Source organism: Streptococcus parasanguinis (assembly GCF_009717775.1).
In the GTDB taxonomy this organism is placed as follows: Bacteria; Bacillota; Bacilli; order Lactobacillales; family Streptococcaceae; genus Streptococcus; species Streptococcus parasanguinis_AG.
Genome location: NZ_WMZF01000001.1, coordinates 540,995 through 558,669 on the forward strand (window position 1 = coordinate 540,995; position 17,675 = coordinate 558,669).

Annotated in this window: 18 protein-coding genes; 3 read left to right on the forward strand and 15 right to left on the reverse strand. The window is 43.3% G+C overall.

Translation table 11 applies throughout. The features are described from left to right. Positions 1–186: 186 nt before the first annotated feature. The 3 genes from GMC92_RS02755 to GMC92_RS02765 all read right to left on the reverse strand — a co-directional run bounded on the left by GMC92_RS02755 (position 187) and on the right by GMC92_RS02765 (position 3,324). Entirely contained in the window at positions 187–831 is a 645-nt protein-coding gene (locus tag GMC92_RS02755) for a hypothetical protein (RefSeq protein WP_155199653.1), read from the reverse strand. A gap of 162 nt (positions 832–993) precedes the next feature. Next, a complete protein-coding gene (lepA, locus tag GMC92_RS02760; RefSeq protein ID WP_049517723.1) occupies positions 994–2,820 on the reverse strand; it encodes a translation elongation factor 4 in 1,827 nt (608 codons plus the stop codon). A gap of 66 nt (positions 2,821–2,886) precedes the next feature. Continuing rightward, positions 2,887–3,324, reverse strand: coding sequence for a GNAT family N-acetyltransferase (locus GMC92_RS02765; RefSeq protein ID WP_155199655.1), 438 nt, complete (start codon positions 3,322–3,324; stop codon positions 2,887–2,889). 195 nt (positions 3,325–3,519) lie between these two features. Here GMC92_RS02765 and GMC92_RS02770 point away from each other — a divergent pair, with 195 nt between their 5' ends. The 3 genes from GMC92_RS02770 to pepT are packed head-to-tail and all read left to right on the forward strand — an operon-like array spanning position 3,520 to position 6,316. Further along, a complete protein-coding gene (locus tag GMC92_RS02770) occupies positions 3,520–4,275 on the forward strand; it encodes a LexA family transcriptional regulator (RefSeq protein WP_155199657.1) in 756 nt (251 codons plus the stop codon). Continuing rightward, on the forward strand, positions 4,272–5,093 hold the full coding sequence (locus tag GMC92_RS02775; protein ID WP_155199659.1) for a Cof-type HAD-IIB family hydrolase: 822 nt from the start codon (positions 4,272–4,274) through the stop codon (positions 5,091–5,093). The genes GMC92_RS02770 and GMC92_RS02775 overlap by 4 nt, the downstream gene beginning before the upstream one ends. Before the next feature lie 2 nt (positions 5,094–5,095). Further along, positions 5,096–6,316, forward strand: a complete 1,221-nt coding sequence (gene pepT / locus GMC92_RS02780; protein WP_155199661.1) for a peptidase T — start codon at positions 5,096–5,098, stop codon at positions 6,314–6,316. 38 nt (positions 6,317–6,354) lie between these two features. Here the strand turns inward: pepT and GMC92_RS02785 are convergent, their stop codons facing one another. The 12 genes from GMC92_RS02785 to uvrB all read right to left on the reverse strand — a co-directional run bounded on the left by GMC92_RS02785 (position 6,355) and on the right by uvrB (position 17,363). Next, entirely contained in the window at positions 6,355–8,094 is a 1,740-nt protein-coding gene (locus GMC92_RS02785) for an ATP-binding protein (protein ID WP_155199663.1), read from the reverse strand. Further along, a complete protein-coding gene (locus GMC92_RS02790; protein WP_155199665.1) occupies positions 8,091–9,182 on the reverse strand; it encodes a carbamoyl phosphate synthase small subunit in 1,092 nt (363 codons plus the stop codon). The genes GMC92_RS02785 and GMC92_RS02790 overlap by 4 nt, the downstream gene beginning before the upstream one ends. Before the next feature lie 124 nt (positions 9,183–9,306). Further along, the gene (locus GMC92_RS02795; protein ID WP_155199666.1) at positions 9,307–10,230 is read right to left on the reverse strand and encodes an aspartate carbamoyltransferase catalytic subunit; all 924 of its coding nucleotides are present in this window, start codon (positions 10,228–10,230) and stop codon (positions 9,307–9,309) included. A 46-nt stretch (positions 10,231–10,276) separates the two neighbouring features. Then, positions 10,277–10,795 carry a bifunctional pyr operon transcriptional regulator/uracil phosphoribosyltransferase PyrR gene (gene pyrR / locus GMC92_RS02800; RefSeq protein WP_155199667.1) on the reverse strand — a complete coding sequence of 173 codons (519 nt, stop codon included), beginning with the start codon at positions 10,793–10,795 and terminating at the stop codon, positions 10,277–10,279. Between the two features lie 262 nt (positions 10,796–11,057). Further along, the gene (locus GMC92_RS02805; RefSeq protein ID WP_049496284.1) at positions 11,058–11,693 is read right to left on the reverse strand and encodes a Pr6Pr family membrane protein; all 636 of its coding nucleotides are present in this window, start codon (positions 11,691–11,693) and stop codon (positions 11,058–11,060) included. A gap of 224 nt (positions 11,694–11,917) precedes the next feature. Further along, positions 11,918–12,253, reverse strand: a complete 336-nt coding sequence (locus GMC92_RS02810) for a zinc ribbon domain-containing protein YjdM (RefSeq protein ID WP_003016288.1) — start codon at positions 12,251–12,253, stop codon at positions 11,918–11,920. Between the two features lie 128 nt (positions 12,254–12,381). After that, positions 12,382–13,134: an HAD family hydrolase gene (locus GMC92_RS02815; RefSeq protein ID WP_155199668.1), complete on the reverse strand. Its 753-nt coding sequence runs from the start codon at positions 13,132–13,134 to the stop codon at positions 12,382–12,384. Beyond that, positions 13,109–13,513 carry a PaaI family thioesterase gene (locus GMC92_RS02820; protein ID WP_003016342.1) on the reverse strand — a complete coding sequence of 135 codons (405 nt, stop codon included), beginning with the start codon at positions 13,511–13,513 and terminating at the stop codon, positions 13,109–13,111. The genes GMC92_RS02815 and GMC92_RS02820 overlap by 26 nt, the downstream gene beginning before the upstream one ends. Positions 13,514–13,635: 122 nt before the next feature. Further along, positions 13,636–14,103 carry an 8-oxo-dGTP diphosphatase gene (locus tag GMC92_RS02825; RefSeq protein WP_173019393.1) on the reverse strand — a complete coding sequence of 156 codons (468 nt, stop codon included), beginning with the start codon at positions 14,101–14,103 and terminating at the stop codon, positions 13,636–13,638. 14 nt (positions 14,104–14,117) lie between these two features. Further along, positions 14,118–14,621 carry a hypothetical protein gene (locus tag GMC92_RS10810; RefSeq protein WP_241672874.1) on the reverse strand — a complete coding sequence of 168 codons (504 nt, stop codon included), beginning with the start codon at positions 14,619–14,621 and terminating at the stop codon, positions 14,118–14,120. A gap of 114 nt (positions 14,622–14,735) precedes the next feature. Beyond that, a complete protein-coding gene (locus GMC92_RS02835; protein WP_155199669.1) occupies positions 14,736–15,362 on the reverse strand; it encodes an NAD(P)H-dependent oxidoreductase in 627 nt (208 codons plus the stop codon). 12 nt (positions 15,363–15,374) lie between these two features. After that, positions 15,375–17,363: an excinuclease ABC subunit UvrB gene (gene uvrB, locus GMC92_RS02840; RefSeq protein WP_155199670.1), complete on the reverse strand. Its 1,989-nt coding sequence runs from the start codon at positions 17,361–17,363 to the stop codon at positions 15,375–15,377. Positions 17,364–17,675: the final 312 nt, after the last annotated feature.

Sequence of the window (17,675 nt, forward strand, 5' to 3'; positions counted from 1 at the left end):
CACCCCCGCATAGCTCCAACAGTCTGGGAGACTGTTGGAGGTTGCAGATAAAGGAAACTTCGTTTCCCTCATTAGGCTATCTTTGGAGCTTAAAAAGCGAACAAAGATGCCAATCAACCACTGCGTCATACTGTTATTCTTATCAAACATCGAAGGCTAGATAGTTTAAGTCAAACTTCCTCTTCATCAATCCGTTACAGCGCCCGTTCCGTCTAAGCTCCATGTGTCTTCGATGTATGGGATAAAGGTTTTCAAGGTTTCTGCATCCCCTTCAAAAGAAATGGTATAAACTTTTTCACCCTTCTGGAAAACCCAAGTAATCAGGTATTGACCAGATTTCATGACAATTTGAAGCTGGTAGGCGTCTAGACCTGCGACTTTAGTCCGCGCTCCCGTCATCTTTCCAACATCCTGGTTATCTTGCCACATTACGGCTAGTTTCTTGGCTAGAAATCCAGCATTAAACTCGATATCCGCAGGAACTTTGGCCTTTTCCCGCGTAAAGCTGTTCAAGGTGACAATATTATAGCCACTGCCATCTGTATATTGGACAGCTTCTGTCCCATCGATATCCGTGAACTTGAACCATTTACTTGGAATATCGATGTATCCATAATCTGCATTACCAATTCGCTTGGTTTCTTGACTGGAAGTGTTTTTCTTTGTAGAAGAAGTATCCTTTGACGAAGAGCTGCTTGTTTGCTTTTCGACTTTGCTGCTACTTTCTTTTGTAGAAGAAGCTGCTGTATCTTTTTTTGTGGTGTGACTACAGGCCATTAGTGTGCAGGCAGAGAGAATCGTCAATGATGCGACTAGTAATTTGTGTTTCATGCTCAACCTCCTTGTGAACGTTTTCCGTCCTCTAGTCTACCATAAATGCAGGTATTTTAAAATAGGATAAGTGTCACATCTGATCCAAGCCCACTAATCCCGTTCATTTCGTTTTAATATCAAACAGAAAACAAAAGTGCCCTCTAGGGGGCACTTTATTTCTTATTCTTCATCCATTGACAATACGGATAAGAAGGCTTCCTGTGGCACTTCTACCGAACCGATGGCTTTCATCCGTTTCTTACCGGCTTTTTGTTTTTCAAGAAGCTTGCGTTTCCGTGAGACGTCCCCACCATAACACTTGGCCAAGACGTTCTTACGAAGGGCCTTGATATCTGTACGGGCCACGATCTTATGACCGATAGCTGCTTGGATGGGCACCTCAAACTGTTGACGAGGGATAATCTTCTTAAGCTTCTCAACGATCAACTTACCACGTTCATAAGCAAAGTCCTTGTGAACGATAAAGCTGAGGGCATCGACAGTATCCCCATTAAGAAGGATATCCATTTTAACCAATTTAGATGGACGGTATTCAGACAACTCATAGTCAAAGCTCGCATAGCCACGAGTAGAGGATTTCAATTTATCAAAGAAATCAAAGACAATTTCCGCTAGTGGGATTTGATAGATGACATTCACCCGATTTTCATCGATGTAATCCATGGTCACAAAATCCCCACGTTTGCGTTGGGCCAATTCCATGACAGCCCCGACAAACTCTTGTGGCACCATGATTTGTGCTTTGACATATGGTTCTTCGATCGAAGCGATCTTGGTTGGATCTGGAAACTCAGAAGGGTTTGAGACATCCAGTGCTTCTCCATCTGTCAAATTGACCTTGTAGATAACAGACGGTGCTGTCATGATCAAGTCAATGTTGAACTCACGCTCCAAGCGCTCCTGGATAACGTCCATATGAAGGAGACCCAAGAAACCACAACGGAAACCAAAACCGAGGGCCTGAGAAGTTTCTGGTTCAAATTGAAGACTGGCGTCATTCAATTGCAATTTTTCCAAGGCTTCACGAAGATCATTGTATTTGTTAGATTCGATTGGGTAAAGACCAGCAAAGACCATTGGATTCATTTGCTTGTATCCATGTAGTGGCTCACTTGCTGGATTGGTCGCTAGGGTCACCGTATCCCCGACGCGGGTGTCCGCAACGGTTTTGATAGAAGCCGCAATATAGCCGACGTCTCCAGTTGCAAGAAAATCACGTCCAACTGCTTTAGGAGTAAAGATCCCAACCTCGGTGACATCAAAGGTCTTGCCATTGCTCATGAGTTGGATCTTATCGCCTGGTTTAACCATTCCATTGACCACTCGGACCTGAAGGATTACCCCACGATAGGCATCATATACAGAGTCAAAGATCAAGGCTTGAAGAGGGGCTTCAACATCACCCGTAGGTGCTGGAACTTTCTCAACGATCTGCTCCAAAATTTCTTCAATCCCGATACCAGCCTTGGCAGAGGCTAGGACAGCTTCACTAGCATCCAAGCCGATGACATCTTCTATTTCTGTGCGCACCCGTTCTGGATCTGCAGCTGGCAAGTCAATCTTGTTAATGACTGGAAGGATTTCCAAATCATTGTCCAGCGCTAAGTAGACATTGGCTAGGGTCTGAGCTTCAATCCCTTGAGCGGCATCCACTACGAGAATGGCCCCCTCACAGGCAGCGAGCGACCGCGAAACCTCATAGGTAAAGTCAACGTGTCCTGGTGTGTCAATCAAGTGGAAGATATAGGTTTCCCCATCTTTAGCCGTGTAGTTCAACTCGATGGCATTAAGCTTGATGGTAATCCCACGCTCCCGTTCCAGGTCCATGCTGTCCAAAAGTTGGGCTTGCATCTCCCGACTAGACACGGTTTCGGTTTTTTCTAAAATTCGATCGGCCAAGGTTGACTTTCCGTGGTCAATATGGGCGATGATCGAGAAGTTCCGAATCTTCTCTTGTCGTTTTTTTAATTCTTCAAAATTTGGCATAATCATCTTCCTAGTAAATTTAATCGTACTCTTCATTATAACAAAAAAGATAGGCCTTTGCCTATCTTAATTCATTATTTTCAAAAATCGCTTCTGCGTTTTATTCCCCTCATATCCAATCCGTTCGTAAAAGACATGAGCTTCTTTTCGATGAGAGGCAGAATTTAAACGGATAAAAGCATAATGCTTGCTTTTGGCAAGTTCTTCAACTCGCTCCATCAATTGGCGACCGATCCCACGTCCTCGTGCAGATGGAAAAACCGCAAGACCCAAAATATTTAAACCAGCATCACTATAGAGGCTTTCATAGACTTCCGCTTCCACATAACCAAGAATATTTCCAGTTTGGTCCTCTTCATAAACAAAGCAAAAATGACCCGAATCTGGCTGATTAAACTTATCAATCTGAGCTGCCACTTTTTCAAGGGTCGAATCATACCCCAATGCTTGATGACATAAATCTCTAATTTGACTTGCATCTCTGACTTGAACGGTACGAATCATACCTCCACCTCCATGAACTCTTTGCTTTTATCTTAGACCTTTTTCCTCAAAAAGTAAAGGAAGACCAAATAAAATTTAAAAAGAAAATCCGATTTAGATCAAATTCATCTTTTTTCACATTTCTCAGGGATTTCTATTTACTTTTTCGATTTAATTCATTATAATAGTAAGGGTAAATACAAGGAGGTGAGTACGTTGGCTAGAGGTCGTGGAAAAGCAAGCCCTCAAGACAAAGAGGCATTACGGATTATATCGGAAAAGATTAGAGAATTACTGAAAGAACAAGGAAAAAAACAGATCGAATTATCTCGTATTACTGGAATCCCTGCAAGTACCCTGACTGGATATGTAAAAGGAACTTCTCTTCCCGTTCCCGAAAATTTAGAGAAGATTGCAGCCTTTTTCCAGGTAGCAGTTGCTGAAATTGACCCTCGCTTGCGCAATGATTTTGTGGTCATTGATTCAGAGATTGAACGATTGTATAAACAGCTCGATGAAGGAAATCAAGAAAATCTTCTTTCTTATGGAAAGAGTCTCTTGACCCATCAAAAAGAAAGACAGAAAATTGAAAAGCAATACCACTCGTATTCTGTCTATGATTCTTTTGCAGCTTACCAAAATCAAAAGCAAGCTGATATCGTCTGGTTTGATCAAAAGATTCCTTACGATTTGGCTTTTTGGATTCATACGGATTCCCTCGAGCCTAAATACGAAAAAGGAGCTGTTGTCTTAATCAAGCAAACCTATTACGATCAGGCAGGAGCTATTTATGCCATTGATTTTGATGGGCAAACTTTGATCAAGCGTGTCTTTCGTGAGGCCAACGGTATTCGACTCGTTTCCCTCAATAAGAAATATAGTGATCAGATCATTCCACTGGATGAGGAACCTGGAGTGATTGGTAAGGTTATAGATGGCTTTGTTCCTCTCAATTTGGAGGAAATTAAATGATTCAATTAATAGCGATTGACTTGGATGGCACCCTCTTACACGAGGACAAGAGTTTATCCAAAGGAAATATTGAAGCACTTCACCGGGCCCATGAAGCCGGTTATGATATTGTGATCTGTACTGGGCGCCCCTTAGCGGGTGTACGGCCCATCTTTGAAGAGATTGGTCTTCCTGATGGCAACTACTATATGATTATCAATAACGGGTGTACAACCTTGTCGACTAAGAATTGGGAAATCATTGACAAGGAAGAATTGAGCCTTGAGGACATGCACCGCTTGCAAGTTTTGACGGAAGATACAGACGTCCAGCTAACCTTATTTGATATGGATCACTACCTAGTGGTCGCACCTGAAGCCAGTGAACTTGTCACGATGGATGCGGGCATTGTTAATAGTAAACCGACACCTGTCTCAGAAGAAGATCTACCCAACCTTGTTCCTATTTTCCAAGCCATGTATGTAGGAGATCCTTCTGCTATTGATGCCTTCCAAGCTCAGCACGAGGCTGCATTAGAGGCCGATTTTAACACTGTACGTTCACAGGATATCTTGTTTGAAATCTTGCCAAAAGGCGCGAGCAAGGCTTCTGCTCTTCAAGCATTAAGTCAAACATTAGGCTACAGGAGAGACCAGGTCATGGCTCTTGGAGATGCCAATAATGACCTTGAAATGCTACGTTTTGCTGGTTATAGCGTCGCTATGGGAAATGGCAATGCTGCTGTCAAGGAAATAGCAGACTTCATCACCCTGACCAATGATGAGGATGGCGTGGCCTATGCTATTCACAAATTAATTGAATCTGAAAAAGGAGAATGATTATGAAATACCAAAATTTGTTGGACCGTTTTATTACCTATGTAAAGGTTAACACACGTTCAGACGAAAATTCTACAACCACTCCAAGTACCCAATCACAAGTTGATTTTGCAACAAACATCTTGATCCCTGAGATGAAACGCGTGGGTCTTCAAAACGTCTACTATTTACCAAACGGCTATGCTATTGGAACACTTCCAGCTAATGATCCAAGCTTTACACGCAAGATTGGATTTATCTCTCACATGGATACCGCTGACTTCAATGCCGAAAATGTTAATCCTCAAATCGTTGAGAATTATGATGGGGGTGTCATTGTCCTCGGTGACTCTGGTTTCACACTCGATCCAGCTGATTTTGCTCATTTGAACAACTACAAGGGACAAACCTTGATCACAACTGACGGTACTACTCTTCTGGGTGCAGACGATAAGTCAGGTATCGCTGAAATCATGACAGCTATTGAATACCTGACAGCTCATCCTGAAATCAAACACGGAGAAATCCGTGTCGGCTTTGGTCCCGATGAAGAAATCGGAGTTGGGGCAGATCAATTTGATGCAGAGGATTTTGACGTAGACTTTGCCTATACGGTTGATGGCGGACCTCTTGGGGAGCTTCAATACGAAACCTTCTCAGCAGCTGGAGCTGAAATTACCTTCAAAGGACGCAATGTCCACCCAGGTACAGCCAAAGGTCAAATGATCAACGCTCTTCAATTGGCCATTGATTTCCATAACAAACTCCCTGAAGGAGCACGTCCAGAATTAACCGAAGGCTATGAAGGCTTCTACCACTTGATGAACATCGATGGAACTGTCGAGGAAGCAAGTGCCAGCTACATCATTCGGGACTTTGAAACTGAAAGCTTTGAGAAACGCAAAGACCTCATGAAATCTATTGCCGATCAGATGAATGCGGAGCTCGGTAGCGAACGCGTTCTCCTCACCCTCAAAGATCAGTACTACAACATGAAGCAAGTGATTGCAAAAGATATGACGCCGATTACCCTTGCTAAGGGAGTCATGGAAGATCTTGGTATCACTCCAATCATTGAACCGATCCGCGGTGGTACAGATGGATCTAAAATTTCCTTTATGGGAATTCCAACACCAAATATTTTTGCCGGTGGAGAAAACATGCATGGTCGCTTTGAATACGTAAGTCTCCAAACCATGGAACGCGCAGTTGATACCATTATCGGTATTGTGACCAAAAAATAAGAAACAAAAAAAGGATTCGGATAGGTTGTCCGGATCCTTTATTGTCTATTAGAAAGCTTGACAATATCTTTGACCTGATCAATTTTCTGAATCAGGCGAAGGCTTGTCTCATTGATCGAAAGATAATAGACTTTATCTACCAATGATTCTGTAAAAGGACGATTTGTGAGTAAGATCACCTGTTGTCCTTTTTCTTTCAGCTCTTTAGCCTTCTTTCGCACCTTTTGGTAAAAACTCTCATCGCAGATTTCTAGATCATCCACCAAGACACAAGCAGCCTCCAAAGCCAATGATTCATTGGTTCCGTTTTGGGTCAGATAATAGGCTGCTCCCGCTTTGACCTCATATAAGCCAGCTGATGGTTCAACCGGAAGAAAGGCTGGACTTGTCTCAGCCTCTACTCCTTTATCTAACTCCACTAGATTGGCCAAGACCTGCAAATAAACAGGTGCTAATTTACTCAAATCCAAGAGTTCCTCAAACTCAAAACCACGTTTTAAAGCTTCTAAGATATAGAAGAGCCGGTGTGGCATATGACGAGCAATTTTCTGGATTAATTCATCATCGCTCATTTCCTCAGGAAGGATGGTCAGCAAGTTCTTATCTTTAATGGTTTCTAGGGCTTGTTGATAAGCTTCATCGATTCTCTTCCCAAATCCATAAACTGCCCCATAAGAGTGAATTTGGGTATTGAGGCGGGCATTTTTAGCAGCATCAGAAAAAATCGGGATCTTAAAGAAGATATAGTCCAAACTTGGTTCGTAAACGGCCTTTAGATCCTTTAATAAAGGGTGAGGCAAATGCTCGAGAGATCGCCCTAATTGTAGCTGAACTTCTTGCTCAAATAAGGAATAGCCCAAGCCCATAGAGGCCATTGAGATACTGTCTGAAGCAAATGGATTAACTTCTAGGATATAAAAAGCATAGCTCGTCGGATCTAGAGCAAACTTGATCGAAATGGCTCCTGTCAGCTTCAAATAGCGACTGATGTGGATCGCTGCTTCACGAAGATTTTGAAACTCCCGGTCAGTCAGGGTGACAGCTGGCATAAATTGATAAGAGTCACTAGAGTGGATCCCGACAGGATCAATGCTTTCAATAGAGGCCGCCAGGTAGTGATTGTCTTCGCGATCGCGCATGACGACAAAATCCAATTCCTTAAAGCCATAGGTCGAAAACTCTAGCAAACACTGCTGACTTGGAGAGACTGAAAGTCCCGTTTCCACTGCTTCGCACAGGTCATCTAGATTATGAGCAATTTTTCGTCCCTGCCCTTGCTTACTCGCTACCGGCCAGATCATAATGGGAAATTGAATGCCTTCAGAAAACTCGATGGCTTCTCGAACAGAACCGACCAGGGCAGAAGCGGGTACCTGATAGCCCAGCTCTTGAAAGAGGCGTCGTTGATCCGCCTGCTGATAAAAACTACGATAACGTTGGAGGCTCGGTCCGATAATCATGATCGATGCGTCTTTGAAAAATCCAGTTTCTTCCAATCGAAATAAGAGGTTTAAAATCTGTTTATCCGCAAAAGCTAGAAGCAAGCGAGATCCAGTATAAGAAAGAAGAGTCGTCCTAAGAGCATCCAGCTTGAGCTTACTGACTACTACCTGTTCTCCAGCTTCTTGTGTGATAGTATTTTCTTCGCCCAGATAAAGGACAAGAGCATTCCCATCCTTGGCATTAAGTTTTTGTACTTCATTTACCGCAGCCAAGAGGCTAATATCCTGATAAGAATCTCCACATAGGAGAAGCAATTTCTGGTTTTCTTTCATCATTCCTTCTCCCTTCTACTTTCGTGAATTTTGGCATCAATCAATTCTAAAAATTCATCGTAAAAATAGAGATTTTCCCTTGGCCCTGGACTCGCATCCACTTGGAATTGAACCCCTAAAATCGGTTGGTAACGATGGCGAAAAGCTTCGATACTATGGTCATTGACGTTTTCATGCGTGACCAATAAATCATGGGGTAGGCTATCGCGTGCGATACTATACAAGTGATTTTGACTAGTCATCTCAATTTTTCCTGTCGCAATTTCACGAACAGGAATATTTAATCCGAAGTGTCCAACTTCCATGGGAGCTAGCTCCGCTCCATAAGCTTGAGCCAGTACCTGTGCTCCCAAGCCCATGCCCCAGATCGGAATTTGACCATTGAGCTTTTTGATCAAGCGGCAGAGTTTTTTCACCTGATGGGGATCGCCAGGCCCACTGGATAAAATAACCCCATCTGGTTGCTGTTCCATCAGTTCATCATAAGAGATATCATAGGGATAAACTGTCACATTACAGTCCCTTTGACTCAGCTGGCGTAAGACAGAGTGCTTGACCCCTAGATCAATCAAGGCAATACTCTTTCCAAAACCTGGTACAGCATAGGCCGTTTTTGTCGAGACTTGACGCACTTGGTCTTTGGGAAGGACTGTCGCTCGCAACTGATCTAAGATATGCTCGATCGAATCCCCCTTGTTAATGACAGTCGCCTTCATCCGTCCATACTTGCGGACAATTTTTGCTACCTGTCTTGTATCAATCCCTACAATACCAGGGATTTTTTTTCGCTTCAAGAATTCATCCAAGGTCATCTGCTGTCGCCAATTACTCGGCATCTCCACCAGATGTTGAACCACTACTGCCAAACAAGTGGGTGTAATGGATTCAGAATCGTCCCGATTGATCCCTGTTGCGCCAATAACTGGAAAGGTAAAGGAGAGGATCTGGCCACTAAAAGCCTGATCCGTGATCAATTCTTGATAGCCTGTCATGGCTGTCGTAAAGACCAATTCACCAGTCACATATAAGTCTGCACCAAAGGCTTCTCCTTCAAATACAGTCCCATCCTCTAGGACCAATAATCGTTTCATCGAACCCCTCCCTTCTTTTACACTAATCCAATTTTATCATAGTTCCTCAAAAAAAGGAAAGTCAGATTCCATGTAGCTGTCTACTCTGTCCTCTTCCTTTCCTTTCAATGAATTGTCAGTTATCTTATTTTGCACCGCGACCTTTAAGGACGGCTTCAATGATGGCCATACGGACAAAGACACCGTTGGTCATTTGTTCTACGATACGTGATTTAGGAGCTTCTACCAAGTGGTCCGCAATTTCAACGTCACGGTTGACTGGTGCTGGGTGCATCAGGATCGCTGTATCTTTCATACGGTCATAACGTTCTTGAGTCAAGCCATGAAGACGGTGGTAGTTTTCTTTAGAGAAGAGTGATTCGTAATCATGACGTTCGTGTTGCACACGCAAGAACATCATCACATCTACTTCTTCAATGACTTCATCGATAGTGACGAAACTTCCATAGTCTTCAAATTCCGCACTTCTCCATTCGTCTGGACCTGCAAAGTAGAGGGTTGCTCCCAAACGTTTCAAGATTTGCATATTTGATTTTGCCACACGTGAGTGATCCAAGTCCCCAGCGATACAAACTTTCAAGCCATCAAAGTGACCGAATTCTTGGTAGATAGTCATCAAATCAAGCAGGCTTTGGCTTGGGTGTTGACCTGAACCGTCCCCACCATTGACGATAGAGGCTGTGATCGTTGGGCTTTCAACCAATTCTTTGTAGTAGTCCACTTCAGGGTGACGGATGACGCAGACATCTACTCCAAGAGCTGACATGGTTAAGATAGTATCGTAAAGTGTTTCCCCTTTGTTCACAGAGCTTGTCTTCACATCAAAGTCAAGGAGATCACATCCCAATTTCAACTCTGCCACTTCAAAGGCTTTGTGGGTACGAGTTGAAGGTTCAAAGAAAAGGTTTGAGATGATGTGTTGATCTTCGTAGGCTACTTTAGCTCCGTTTTTGAACTCAATCCCACGTTTGATCAATGCCATTACTTCTTCATTGGTAAGAGTTTCCATTGAGACAAGGTTTTTAAGAGCGATTTGATTTTCAGACATGTTGATTCTCCTTTTATAATGTGGATGCAAATAATTTACAATTTGTTTAAGCTTCTTTGATGAGGACGCGGTCTTGACCGTCTAGCTCCACCATCTCGACAATGATTTCCTCTGACTTACTTGTCGGGATATTTTTCCCAACAAAGTCCGGACGAATCGGCAACTCCCGATGCCCACGGTCGACGAGAACCGCAAGACTCACTCGAGCAGGACGACCGCGACTGACCAGATTGTCAATGGCAGCGCGTATCGTGCGACCTGTATAGAGGACGTCATCGATCAAAATGACTTCTCTATGAGCGATATCAACTGGTAAGACCGTTGTATCTTCTGTCGCCTTCATGTCATCTCGGAAAGGCTTGGTATCTAGTTCTGCTACAGGGACATCGATTTGTTCCAGTTGAGAGAGGCGTTCTTGGATCCGGCGAGCGATGTAAACACCACGCGTCTTGATCCCCACCAGCACAATCTGGCTCAAATCTTTGTTTCGTTCAATGATTTCGTAGGTGATCCGGGTAATGGCCCGTTTCATCGTCAAATCATCAACGACTTCTTTGGTTTTCATTCAGTCCTCCTTAGTTGTAAAAGAAAAACCTCCTTTTTCAAGGAGGTTCAGCAAATGGATGGTCTAAGAGGATAGAGTCTCGCCCTATGGTCCTAGCCATTGTTTTTCACAGTCTCCTTGCCTGCCTCACGGGACAGGATTAAAGGATTTATTTAATTGAGATAACTATATCACAGTTTCAAATGACATGCAAGAAAAAACTCAACTTTTTTCAAAAAAATTTAAAAACATGACTTTTCGTCTGAATAATGTTCGGTTTTTACTAAGAAACAGCCGATTTTCGCTTGATATTTTTGATCCCATAGAGCACATAGCCAGCCAAGAGGTAGGCGATAAAGATGATCACCACCCATTTGCCCACAAAAGCCCAGCCGTATTTATTCACATTGATAAAGAAATAGGCAAAGGGACTATCTTTTGCACCTGGAATTGGCCACTTCAAGACCAAACCATTGAGAAGGGCAAAGAGCATGTAAGCCAGTGGAATCAAGGTCCAAAAGAAAGGATCGAGCTTACGGTATTGCTTGGCTTTATCAATCACTAGGGTATCAAAGAAGAACATCAAAGGAACGATGTAATGACAAAGGAAGTTTTCCAAACGATAAAACTTCTCGGGTGTCGCGATAGGCGCCAACATAAAGTGGTAGATGACACAGGTGATCATAATGGACATGGTAACTGCGCCTTTCATACGAAGGTAACCCTGAGTCTGGGTCGAACGACCTCGAACCATGCGCCAAACCATGTCTCCCATAAAGAACATGACCAACATGTTAGATAAAATGGTGTAATAGAGCATCATGCCAAAGCCACCATGCTTAGTCAGTTGCAGATAAACACCGAGCACACTTAAGATAAATAATAGAAAACGATAGCTAAATAATAATTTGAATTTCATAGTATTCTCCTGAAAGAAAAGGGGGTAGCCCCTTCAGTTTAATCAGGAACTTTCCTTAAGTGAGGACGGACGTCAGCGAACTTCTACGAAGTTCCATGACTTAGTTTTGAACCTAAAGTTTCAAAACTCCCGAGTACTTGAATCAATACTGTTTCAAGTACTTTTCTCACAGCGGAAAGTTCCATTATAAACTTAAACAACTCTATTAATTTGTGTACTTTTCTTTAGATTTTCTTCACAAATTCTGATTTGAGTTTCATTGCACCAAAGCCATCAATCTTACAATCGATGTTGTGGTCTCCTTCAACGATACGGATGTTTTTCACGCGCGTACCTTGTTTCAAATCTTTCGGTGCACCCTTCACTTTCAAATCTTTGATCAAGGTTACCGTATCGCCATCAGCCAATTTGTTTCCGTTGGCATCAATCGCTACGACACCCTCTTCTTCTTCGACCTCAGCTGGGTTCCATTCATACGCACACTCTGGGCACACCAAGAGCGCTCCATCTTCATAGACGTATTCAGAGTTACATTTTGGACAGTTTGGTAAGTTATTCATTTTTATCTCCTTATTCAAATTAACTTTCATAGTATACCATGAAAGCGAAAATTTGACAAATCCTGCTCGATTGTAGCATTTTCATGAAAAAAAGAGGCGACTTGGCCTCCCTACATGGATGATATTTCTCAATCTTCCTGCAATTCTTGAATATCTCGAATCACGCGTACACCTGCTTGATTCTTCTCGCGCAGTTCAGCATCAGAGTAGGGGAAGGTATTGATCAAGATACTCTCCATCCCGATACTTTGGGCAACAGCGACATCTGTCGTAAAGTCATTCCCCACCATGACCGTTTTCTCAGGGTTCAACTGGTGTTCTTTGATGACTTCCAAGAGGAACTCTGGCTGAGGTTTGCGAATACCTGCGTCAGACGACAAGTAAATGGCATGGAAAAGCTCTCTCAAACCAACCAAATCAATCTCCGGATTGGTAAAATCTGCTTGGGCATTGGATAAAAGAAAGATTCGGCAACCTGCAGCTTTCATATCCTCTAATACTTCTTTCGTATGAGGATAAAGCTCCAACCGCTTGCGAGAAAGGACACGAAAAGTCCGCGCAATCAAACGTCCCCACTCTTTGAGGTGGGCAACACTATCCCCACTTGGATGACCTTCTAAATACAATTGCACAAAGATGACCGTCAGATCAATCTCCGGATAGGCAACGTGTTTTTCCTTAGACAAGTCTTCTTCGGCTTGTTGCACCAACTCTTTATAACGCAGGCGCAGACCTTCTCCTGTATAGCTTGCCCCGTAGGATTGGTAGATCTGAGCCATGGTATCCCATAAAATGGGACTCGACTCATCGGTTTCGATGTCGACCAAGGTTCCATAAAAATCAAAAATATAGTTTTTAAATGCGTACTTGTGCGGATTCATCTCTCACTCCCGTAACAAACATCGTAAAGGTTGCCTTGCAGACATTGGCCCCGTCTTGATTGGTAATATCGACATCCACAACTCGAGTCGTCCGCCCACTGTGGACACATTCGCCATGGATCGTAAGAACATCCCCCAGACGCCCTGCTTTCAAGTAATTGATCGAAGATTGCAGGGTCACACCATCGACCCCTTGAGAAACCACGACCAACCCACTAACTTGGTCACACAGGGTAAAGAGATAGCCTCCATGCGCATTTCCATAATAATTGAGCGATGATTCCACGACTTTGGTTGTCACCACTACATGGCCATCTCTCATCTTTTCGATTTCATAATTTTCAAATGCAGCAATTGCATCAAAGTGAAAATCTTTCATATTACTTGCCACCTTTTCTAGCATCTTTTCAACTCCTCTATCATACTACAATTAAGAAGCAGATACAAGCGAAGGGGCAATCCTTAGAGCTAAAAAAGAACTAGATAGTTCTAGTTCTTTGCTTAAAATCTTAATTTTTCCCAGCCGTCGTCTGTCCGTTTACGATAATAGTACTCCGATAAATCCGGGTCTTCCATCACTTCCAGCAGAGGAAGCATATCGTAGGACAAGTCCAACTGATCTAATTGGTCTTTTTCAACCCAAGAAACTTCTCCTTCTTCAGATGATCTGAGCTGGCCTGTAAATTCTGTCGCTTTGTAGCAAAAGACGATGTAGCGGCTGCCCTCATCTTGTGGCCAGTCTTTGACTGCGACCAGTTTTGGATTTGTAATTGTAAGTCCTGTCTCTTCGTAGATTTCACGAATGACGGATTCTACAAGGCTTTCTCCTTCTTCGATATGGCCACCTGGAAAAGCATAGCCAGCCCAGTGAGTCTTTTCAGGTGAGCGGTATTGGAGGACTACTTTCCCATTTTCAAGATCTTCGACCATGCAAAGATTGCACAGTATAGTAGGCGTTGTACGTGACATAAATTTCCTTTCTATTATTTATTCCTCTTTGTTTCGATATATTTCATAAGCAAAATCGTTAAAGCAGACACGGTAAAAAAGACCAGATAGGTTGCTATAGGAAACCAAATGTAACTGTGATCTAGGGATAAGAGTGAAGGCAGGAGCCCCTTACTATTTTTCCCACCAACCCCGATAAAAAGATGGACCACTAAACCGATACTATTAAGATAAATAAATAAATCTGCATATCTTTTTATTGTCATTCTTGTCCCAGATAAGTCTAGGAACCAATAGTCAAATAATCGATACACCAGACAAAAAAGATTTATATATAATGGAAAACTATAATTGATATCTCTATAGGGCGACGGAATAGGAAGAATATTAAAAATAAGATTGATACCTATTCCTATTCCTAAGATTAGACCAAATACCAAGAAGAAGCCTAATAATTTATGCGAATCCATCCAAAACCGAAAACTTTCTCTCCTTGATAGATTCTTTTTTGTATTTGATTTTCTTTGATTATTTTTCATTTGTGTGGATTTTCCCCATTAGCTTCTTACCCTTTTTTCAAATCGGTCTAGTTATCTGTCTTTCTCTTTACCTTGTACTATTTTTTAATTATTTGTGTCTCTTAGAATCTTGTTTCATAATAGTTTCTTCACTTCTGCTGCTACCTTTTGGAGATGGTGTTCCCGCATGCTAGCGGTGTTCACATCCCGGCCGACTTCTCCCAAGATACAGACGCGCTTAGTTTTAATCCCACAATGGTTCAAGACGGCATTCTTCAAAACAGAGATACCATAACTATCCGGAATGTTGAGAGGGCCTGAAAAGATCTTGTACCACCAAGTAGGCGCCATGGAGGTCGCATAAATACTGGCCGTTTTTCCTTTTAGCAACTTCTTGAATTGCTTGCCTCTGAGGTAATTCCAGATAAAGCTGCCCTGGTCATTAGCCGAGTAGGCAATCCCCGGTGTAAAGACCCGATCGATCCAACCTTTCAGGAGGCTCGGCATACTACTCCACCAGATGGGATAGACAAAGATCAGGTGATCCGCCCACTGGATCCATTCTTGAGAACGAAGGATAAAGGGATCTTCCTCCATCCGCCTTCGATAGCCGTAGCGAAGAACCGGATCAAAGTCCTCTTCATTGAGACTGATCACTTGGAGCTCGTGGCGATTTGAGTCAATAGTTCCGACAATGGTTTGAAAAATAGCCTGACAGTAACTTTCCTTATCCGGATGCCCGTTGATGACTAAAATCTTCATTCTTCCCTCCTACTAGTCCAAGGCTTTGACTTCTAACATCATATCGCGAATTTGCGCTGCCAGCTCGAAATCAAGCACTTCGACGGCTTCTTGCATTTGGCCTTGCAGTTTCTTGACCAGTTCCTTACGCTCTTGGCGGTTGAGACTAGTGATATCCACTTCCTTATCCTCTTCCTTGGCCACAGCCTTGGTAACAGAGATCAGGTCACGGATTTCCTTCTTGATGGTTTGTGGCACAATGCCATGCTCTTCATTATAGGCCATCTGGATCTGACGACGCCGGGCCGTTTCATCAATCGCACGTTGCATAGACTGGGTCATGGTATCCGCATACATGATGACATGACCTTCGCTATTACGGGCTGCACGACCGATAGTCTGGATGAGTCCCCGTTCGTTACGAAGGAATCCTTCCTTGTCCGCATCGAGAATGGCAACTAGGCTGACTTCTGGTACGTCTATCCCTTCCCGAAGAAGGTTGATACCGACAAGTACATCAAAGACACCCAAACGCAAATCACGGATAATCTCCGTCCGCTCCAAGGTCTTAATGTCCGAGTGCATGTATTTGACCTTGACGCCCATTTCCTTAAAGTAGTCGGTCAAGTCTTCTGCCATCTTTTTGGTCAAGGTGGTGACAAAGGTCCGCTCTCCACGTTCTACACGTGCATTGATCTCACCCAAGAGATCGTCCATTTGTCCCATAGTCGGACGCACTTCCACCTCGGGATCGAGTAGACCTGTCGGACGAATGATTTGCTCGATGATGGTATCGGTTTGCTCCATCTCATAGTCGCCTGGTGTCGCAGACACATAAACGATCTGGTGGACATGGCTTTCAAACTCCTCACGACGCAGCGGCCGGTTGTCTAAGGCAGATGGCAAACGGAAGCCATAGTTGACCAGCATCTCCTTACGTGAGCGGTCTCCATTGTACATGCCCTTGATTTGTCCCATAGTCATGTGGCTTTCATCGATCATGATGAGAAAATCTTCTGGGAAGAAGTCAAGAAGGGTGTAAGGAGGTTCTCCTTCACTCCGTCCATCCATGTGACGGGAGTAGTTTTCGACCCCATTGGTGTAGCCCATCTCCCGTAGCATTTCAATATCATACTCGGTCCGTTGTTTCAGGCGCTGGGCTTCCAAGAGCTTGCCTTCTTTTTCAAAAACCTTCAACTGTTCTTCTAGTTCCGCCTGAATCTTGGCAATGGCTACTTCCATATGGTCATCATTGGTCACGAAGTGAGTGGCTGGGAAAATAGCCAAGTGGTCTACTTCACCAAGGACTTGACCCGTCAAAGCTTCAACTTCACGGATACGATCAATCTCATCGCCAAAAAACTCGACTCGAAAGGCATGCTCATCACGCGAAGCTGGGAAAATCTCGACTACATCTCCACGGACACGGAATTTCCCCCGTTGAAAGTCGATGTCATTGCGCTCAAACTGGATATCCACCAAGTCGTTCAGCAGTTTATCGCGAGAAATCTCGAGACCTGGGCGCAGGCTCACCACGCTATCCGAGTATTCTTTGGGAGAACCCAACCCATAGATACATGAAACAGACGCAACTACAATGACGTCATTTCGTTCTAAAAGAGCGGAGGTTGCTGAGTGACGTAGCTTGTCAATCTCATCATTTACCGAGCTATCTTTTTCAATATAGGTATCACTCGATGGCACATAGGCTTCTGGCTGGTAGTAATCGTAGTAAGAGACGAAATACTCGACAGCATTTTCAGGGAAAAATTCCTTGAACTCCCCATAGAGCTGACCTGCTAGCGTTTTATTGTGGGCAATGACCAAGGTCGGCTTATTGACCTGGGCAATAACCTGACTCATAGTATAGGTCTTCCCCGTACCAGTTGCCCCCATCAAGATTTGGGCCTTTTCACCACCCTCGATGTTATCCACCAACTGCTCGATGGCCTGCGGTTGGTCCCCAGACGGTTGGTATTTGGATACAAGTTTAAATTTGTTATCTGTAATTCGATTAATCATCTCTTTGTCCTCACATATATAGACCTTATTTTACCATAAATCACTAGAATTCTCTGAGATGAGGAATGAAGAGGGAAGACAACATGTTACAGAACGATCTATTAAATTGGTACATGAGCGAATTACAATCTAATTAATTGGACACTCATTAGCATAAAAACTAAACAAGACTCTCGCAATTACTTCGAAAGTCTTGTCTTTTATTCTAAAACCATGCAATACGTAACAAGAGGCTGGGACAAAAGTCATAGCCTCTTAATTGTTTTTGGATTGTCGAGCAAGACGCAGTGGTTGAGTGGGCTCTACTACGCT

Excerpts from the sequence above, each read along its gene's own strand:
- GMC92_RS10810 (WP_241672874.1), bottom strand. The coding sequence starts at position 14,621 with ATGAAAAATAATCAAAGAAAATCAAATACAAAAAAGAATCTATCAAGG.
- GMC92_RS02835 (WP_155199669.1), bottom strand. The coding sequence starts at position 15,362 with ATGAAGATTTTAGTCATCAACGGGCATCCGGATAAGGAAAGTTACTGT.
- GMC92_RS02825 (WP_173019393.1), bottom strand. The coding sequence starts at position 14,103 with ATGTCACGTACAACGCCTACTATACTGTGCAATCTTTGCATGGTCGAA.
- pyrR (WP_155199667.1), bottom strand. The coding sequence starts at position 10,795 with ATGAAAACCAAAGAAGTCGTTGATGATTTGACGATGAAACGGGCCATT.
- GMC92_RS02805 (WP_049496284.1), bottom strand. The coding sequence starts at position 11,693 with ATGAAATTCAAATTATTATTTAGCTATCGTTTTCTATTATTTATCTTA.
- GMC92_RS02775 (WP_155199659.1), top strand. The coding sequence starts at position 4,272 with ATGATTCAATTAATAGCGATTGACTTGGATGGCACCCTCTTACACGAG.
- GMC92_RS02820 (WP_003016342.1), bottom strand. The coding sequence starts at position 13,513 with ATGAAAGATTTTCACTTTGATGCAATTGCTGCATTTGAAAATTATGAA.
- lepA (WP_049517723.1), bottom strand. The coding sequence starts at position 2,820 with ATGCCAAATTTTGAAGAATTAAAAAAACGACAAGAGAAGATTCGGAAC.
- GMC92_RS02810 (WP_003016288.1), bottom strand. The coding sequence starts at position 12,253 with ATGAATAACTTACCAAACTGTCCAAAATGTAACTCTGAATACGTCTAT.
- uvrB (WP_155199670.1), bottom strand. The coding sequence starts at position 17,363 with ATGATTAATCGAATTACAGATAACAAATTTAAACTTGTATCCAAATAC.
- GMC92_RS02790 (WP_155199665.1), bottom strand. The coding sequence starts at position 9,182 with ATGAAACGATTATTGGTCCTAGAGGATGGGACTGTATTTGAAGGAGAA.
- GMC92_RS02815 (WP_155199668.1), bottom strand. The coding sequence starts at position 13,134 with ATGAATCCGCACAAGTACGCATTTAAAAACTATATTTTTGATTTTTAT.
- GMC92_RS02785 (WP_155199663.1), bottom strand. The coding sequence starts at position 8,094 with ATGATGAAAGAAAACCAGAAATTGCTTCTCCTATGTGGAGATTCTTAT.
- GMC92_RS02755 (WP_155199653.1), bottom strand. The coding sequence starts at position 831 with ATGAAACACAAATTACTAGTCGCATCATTGACGATTCTCTCTGCCTGC.
- GMC92_RS02765 (WP_155199655.1), bottom strand. The coding sequence starts at position 3,324 with ATGATTCGTACCGTTCAAGTCAGAGATGCAAGTCAAATTAGAGATTTA.
- GMC92_RS02795 (WP_155199666.1), bottom strand. The coding sequence starts at position 10,230 with ATGTCTGAAAATCAAATCGCTCTTAAAAACCTTGTCTCAATGGAAACT.
- pepT (WP_155199661.1), top strand. The coding sequence starts at position 5,096 with ATGAAATACCAAAATTTGTTGGACCGTTTTATTACCTATGTAAAGGTT.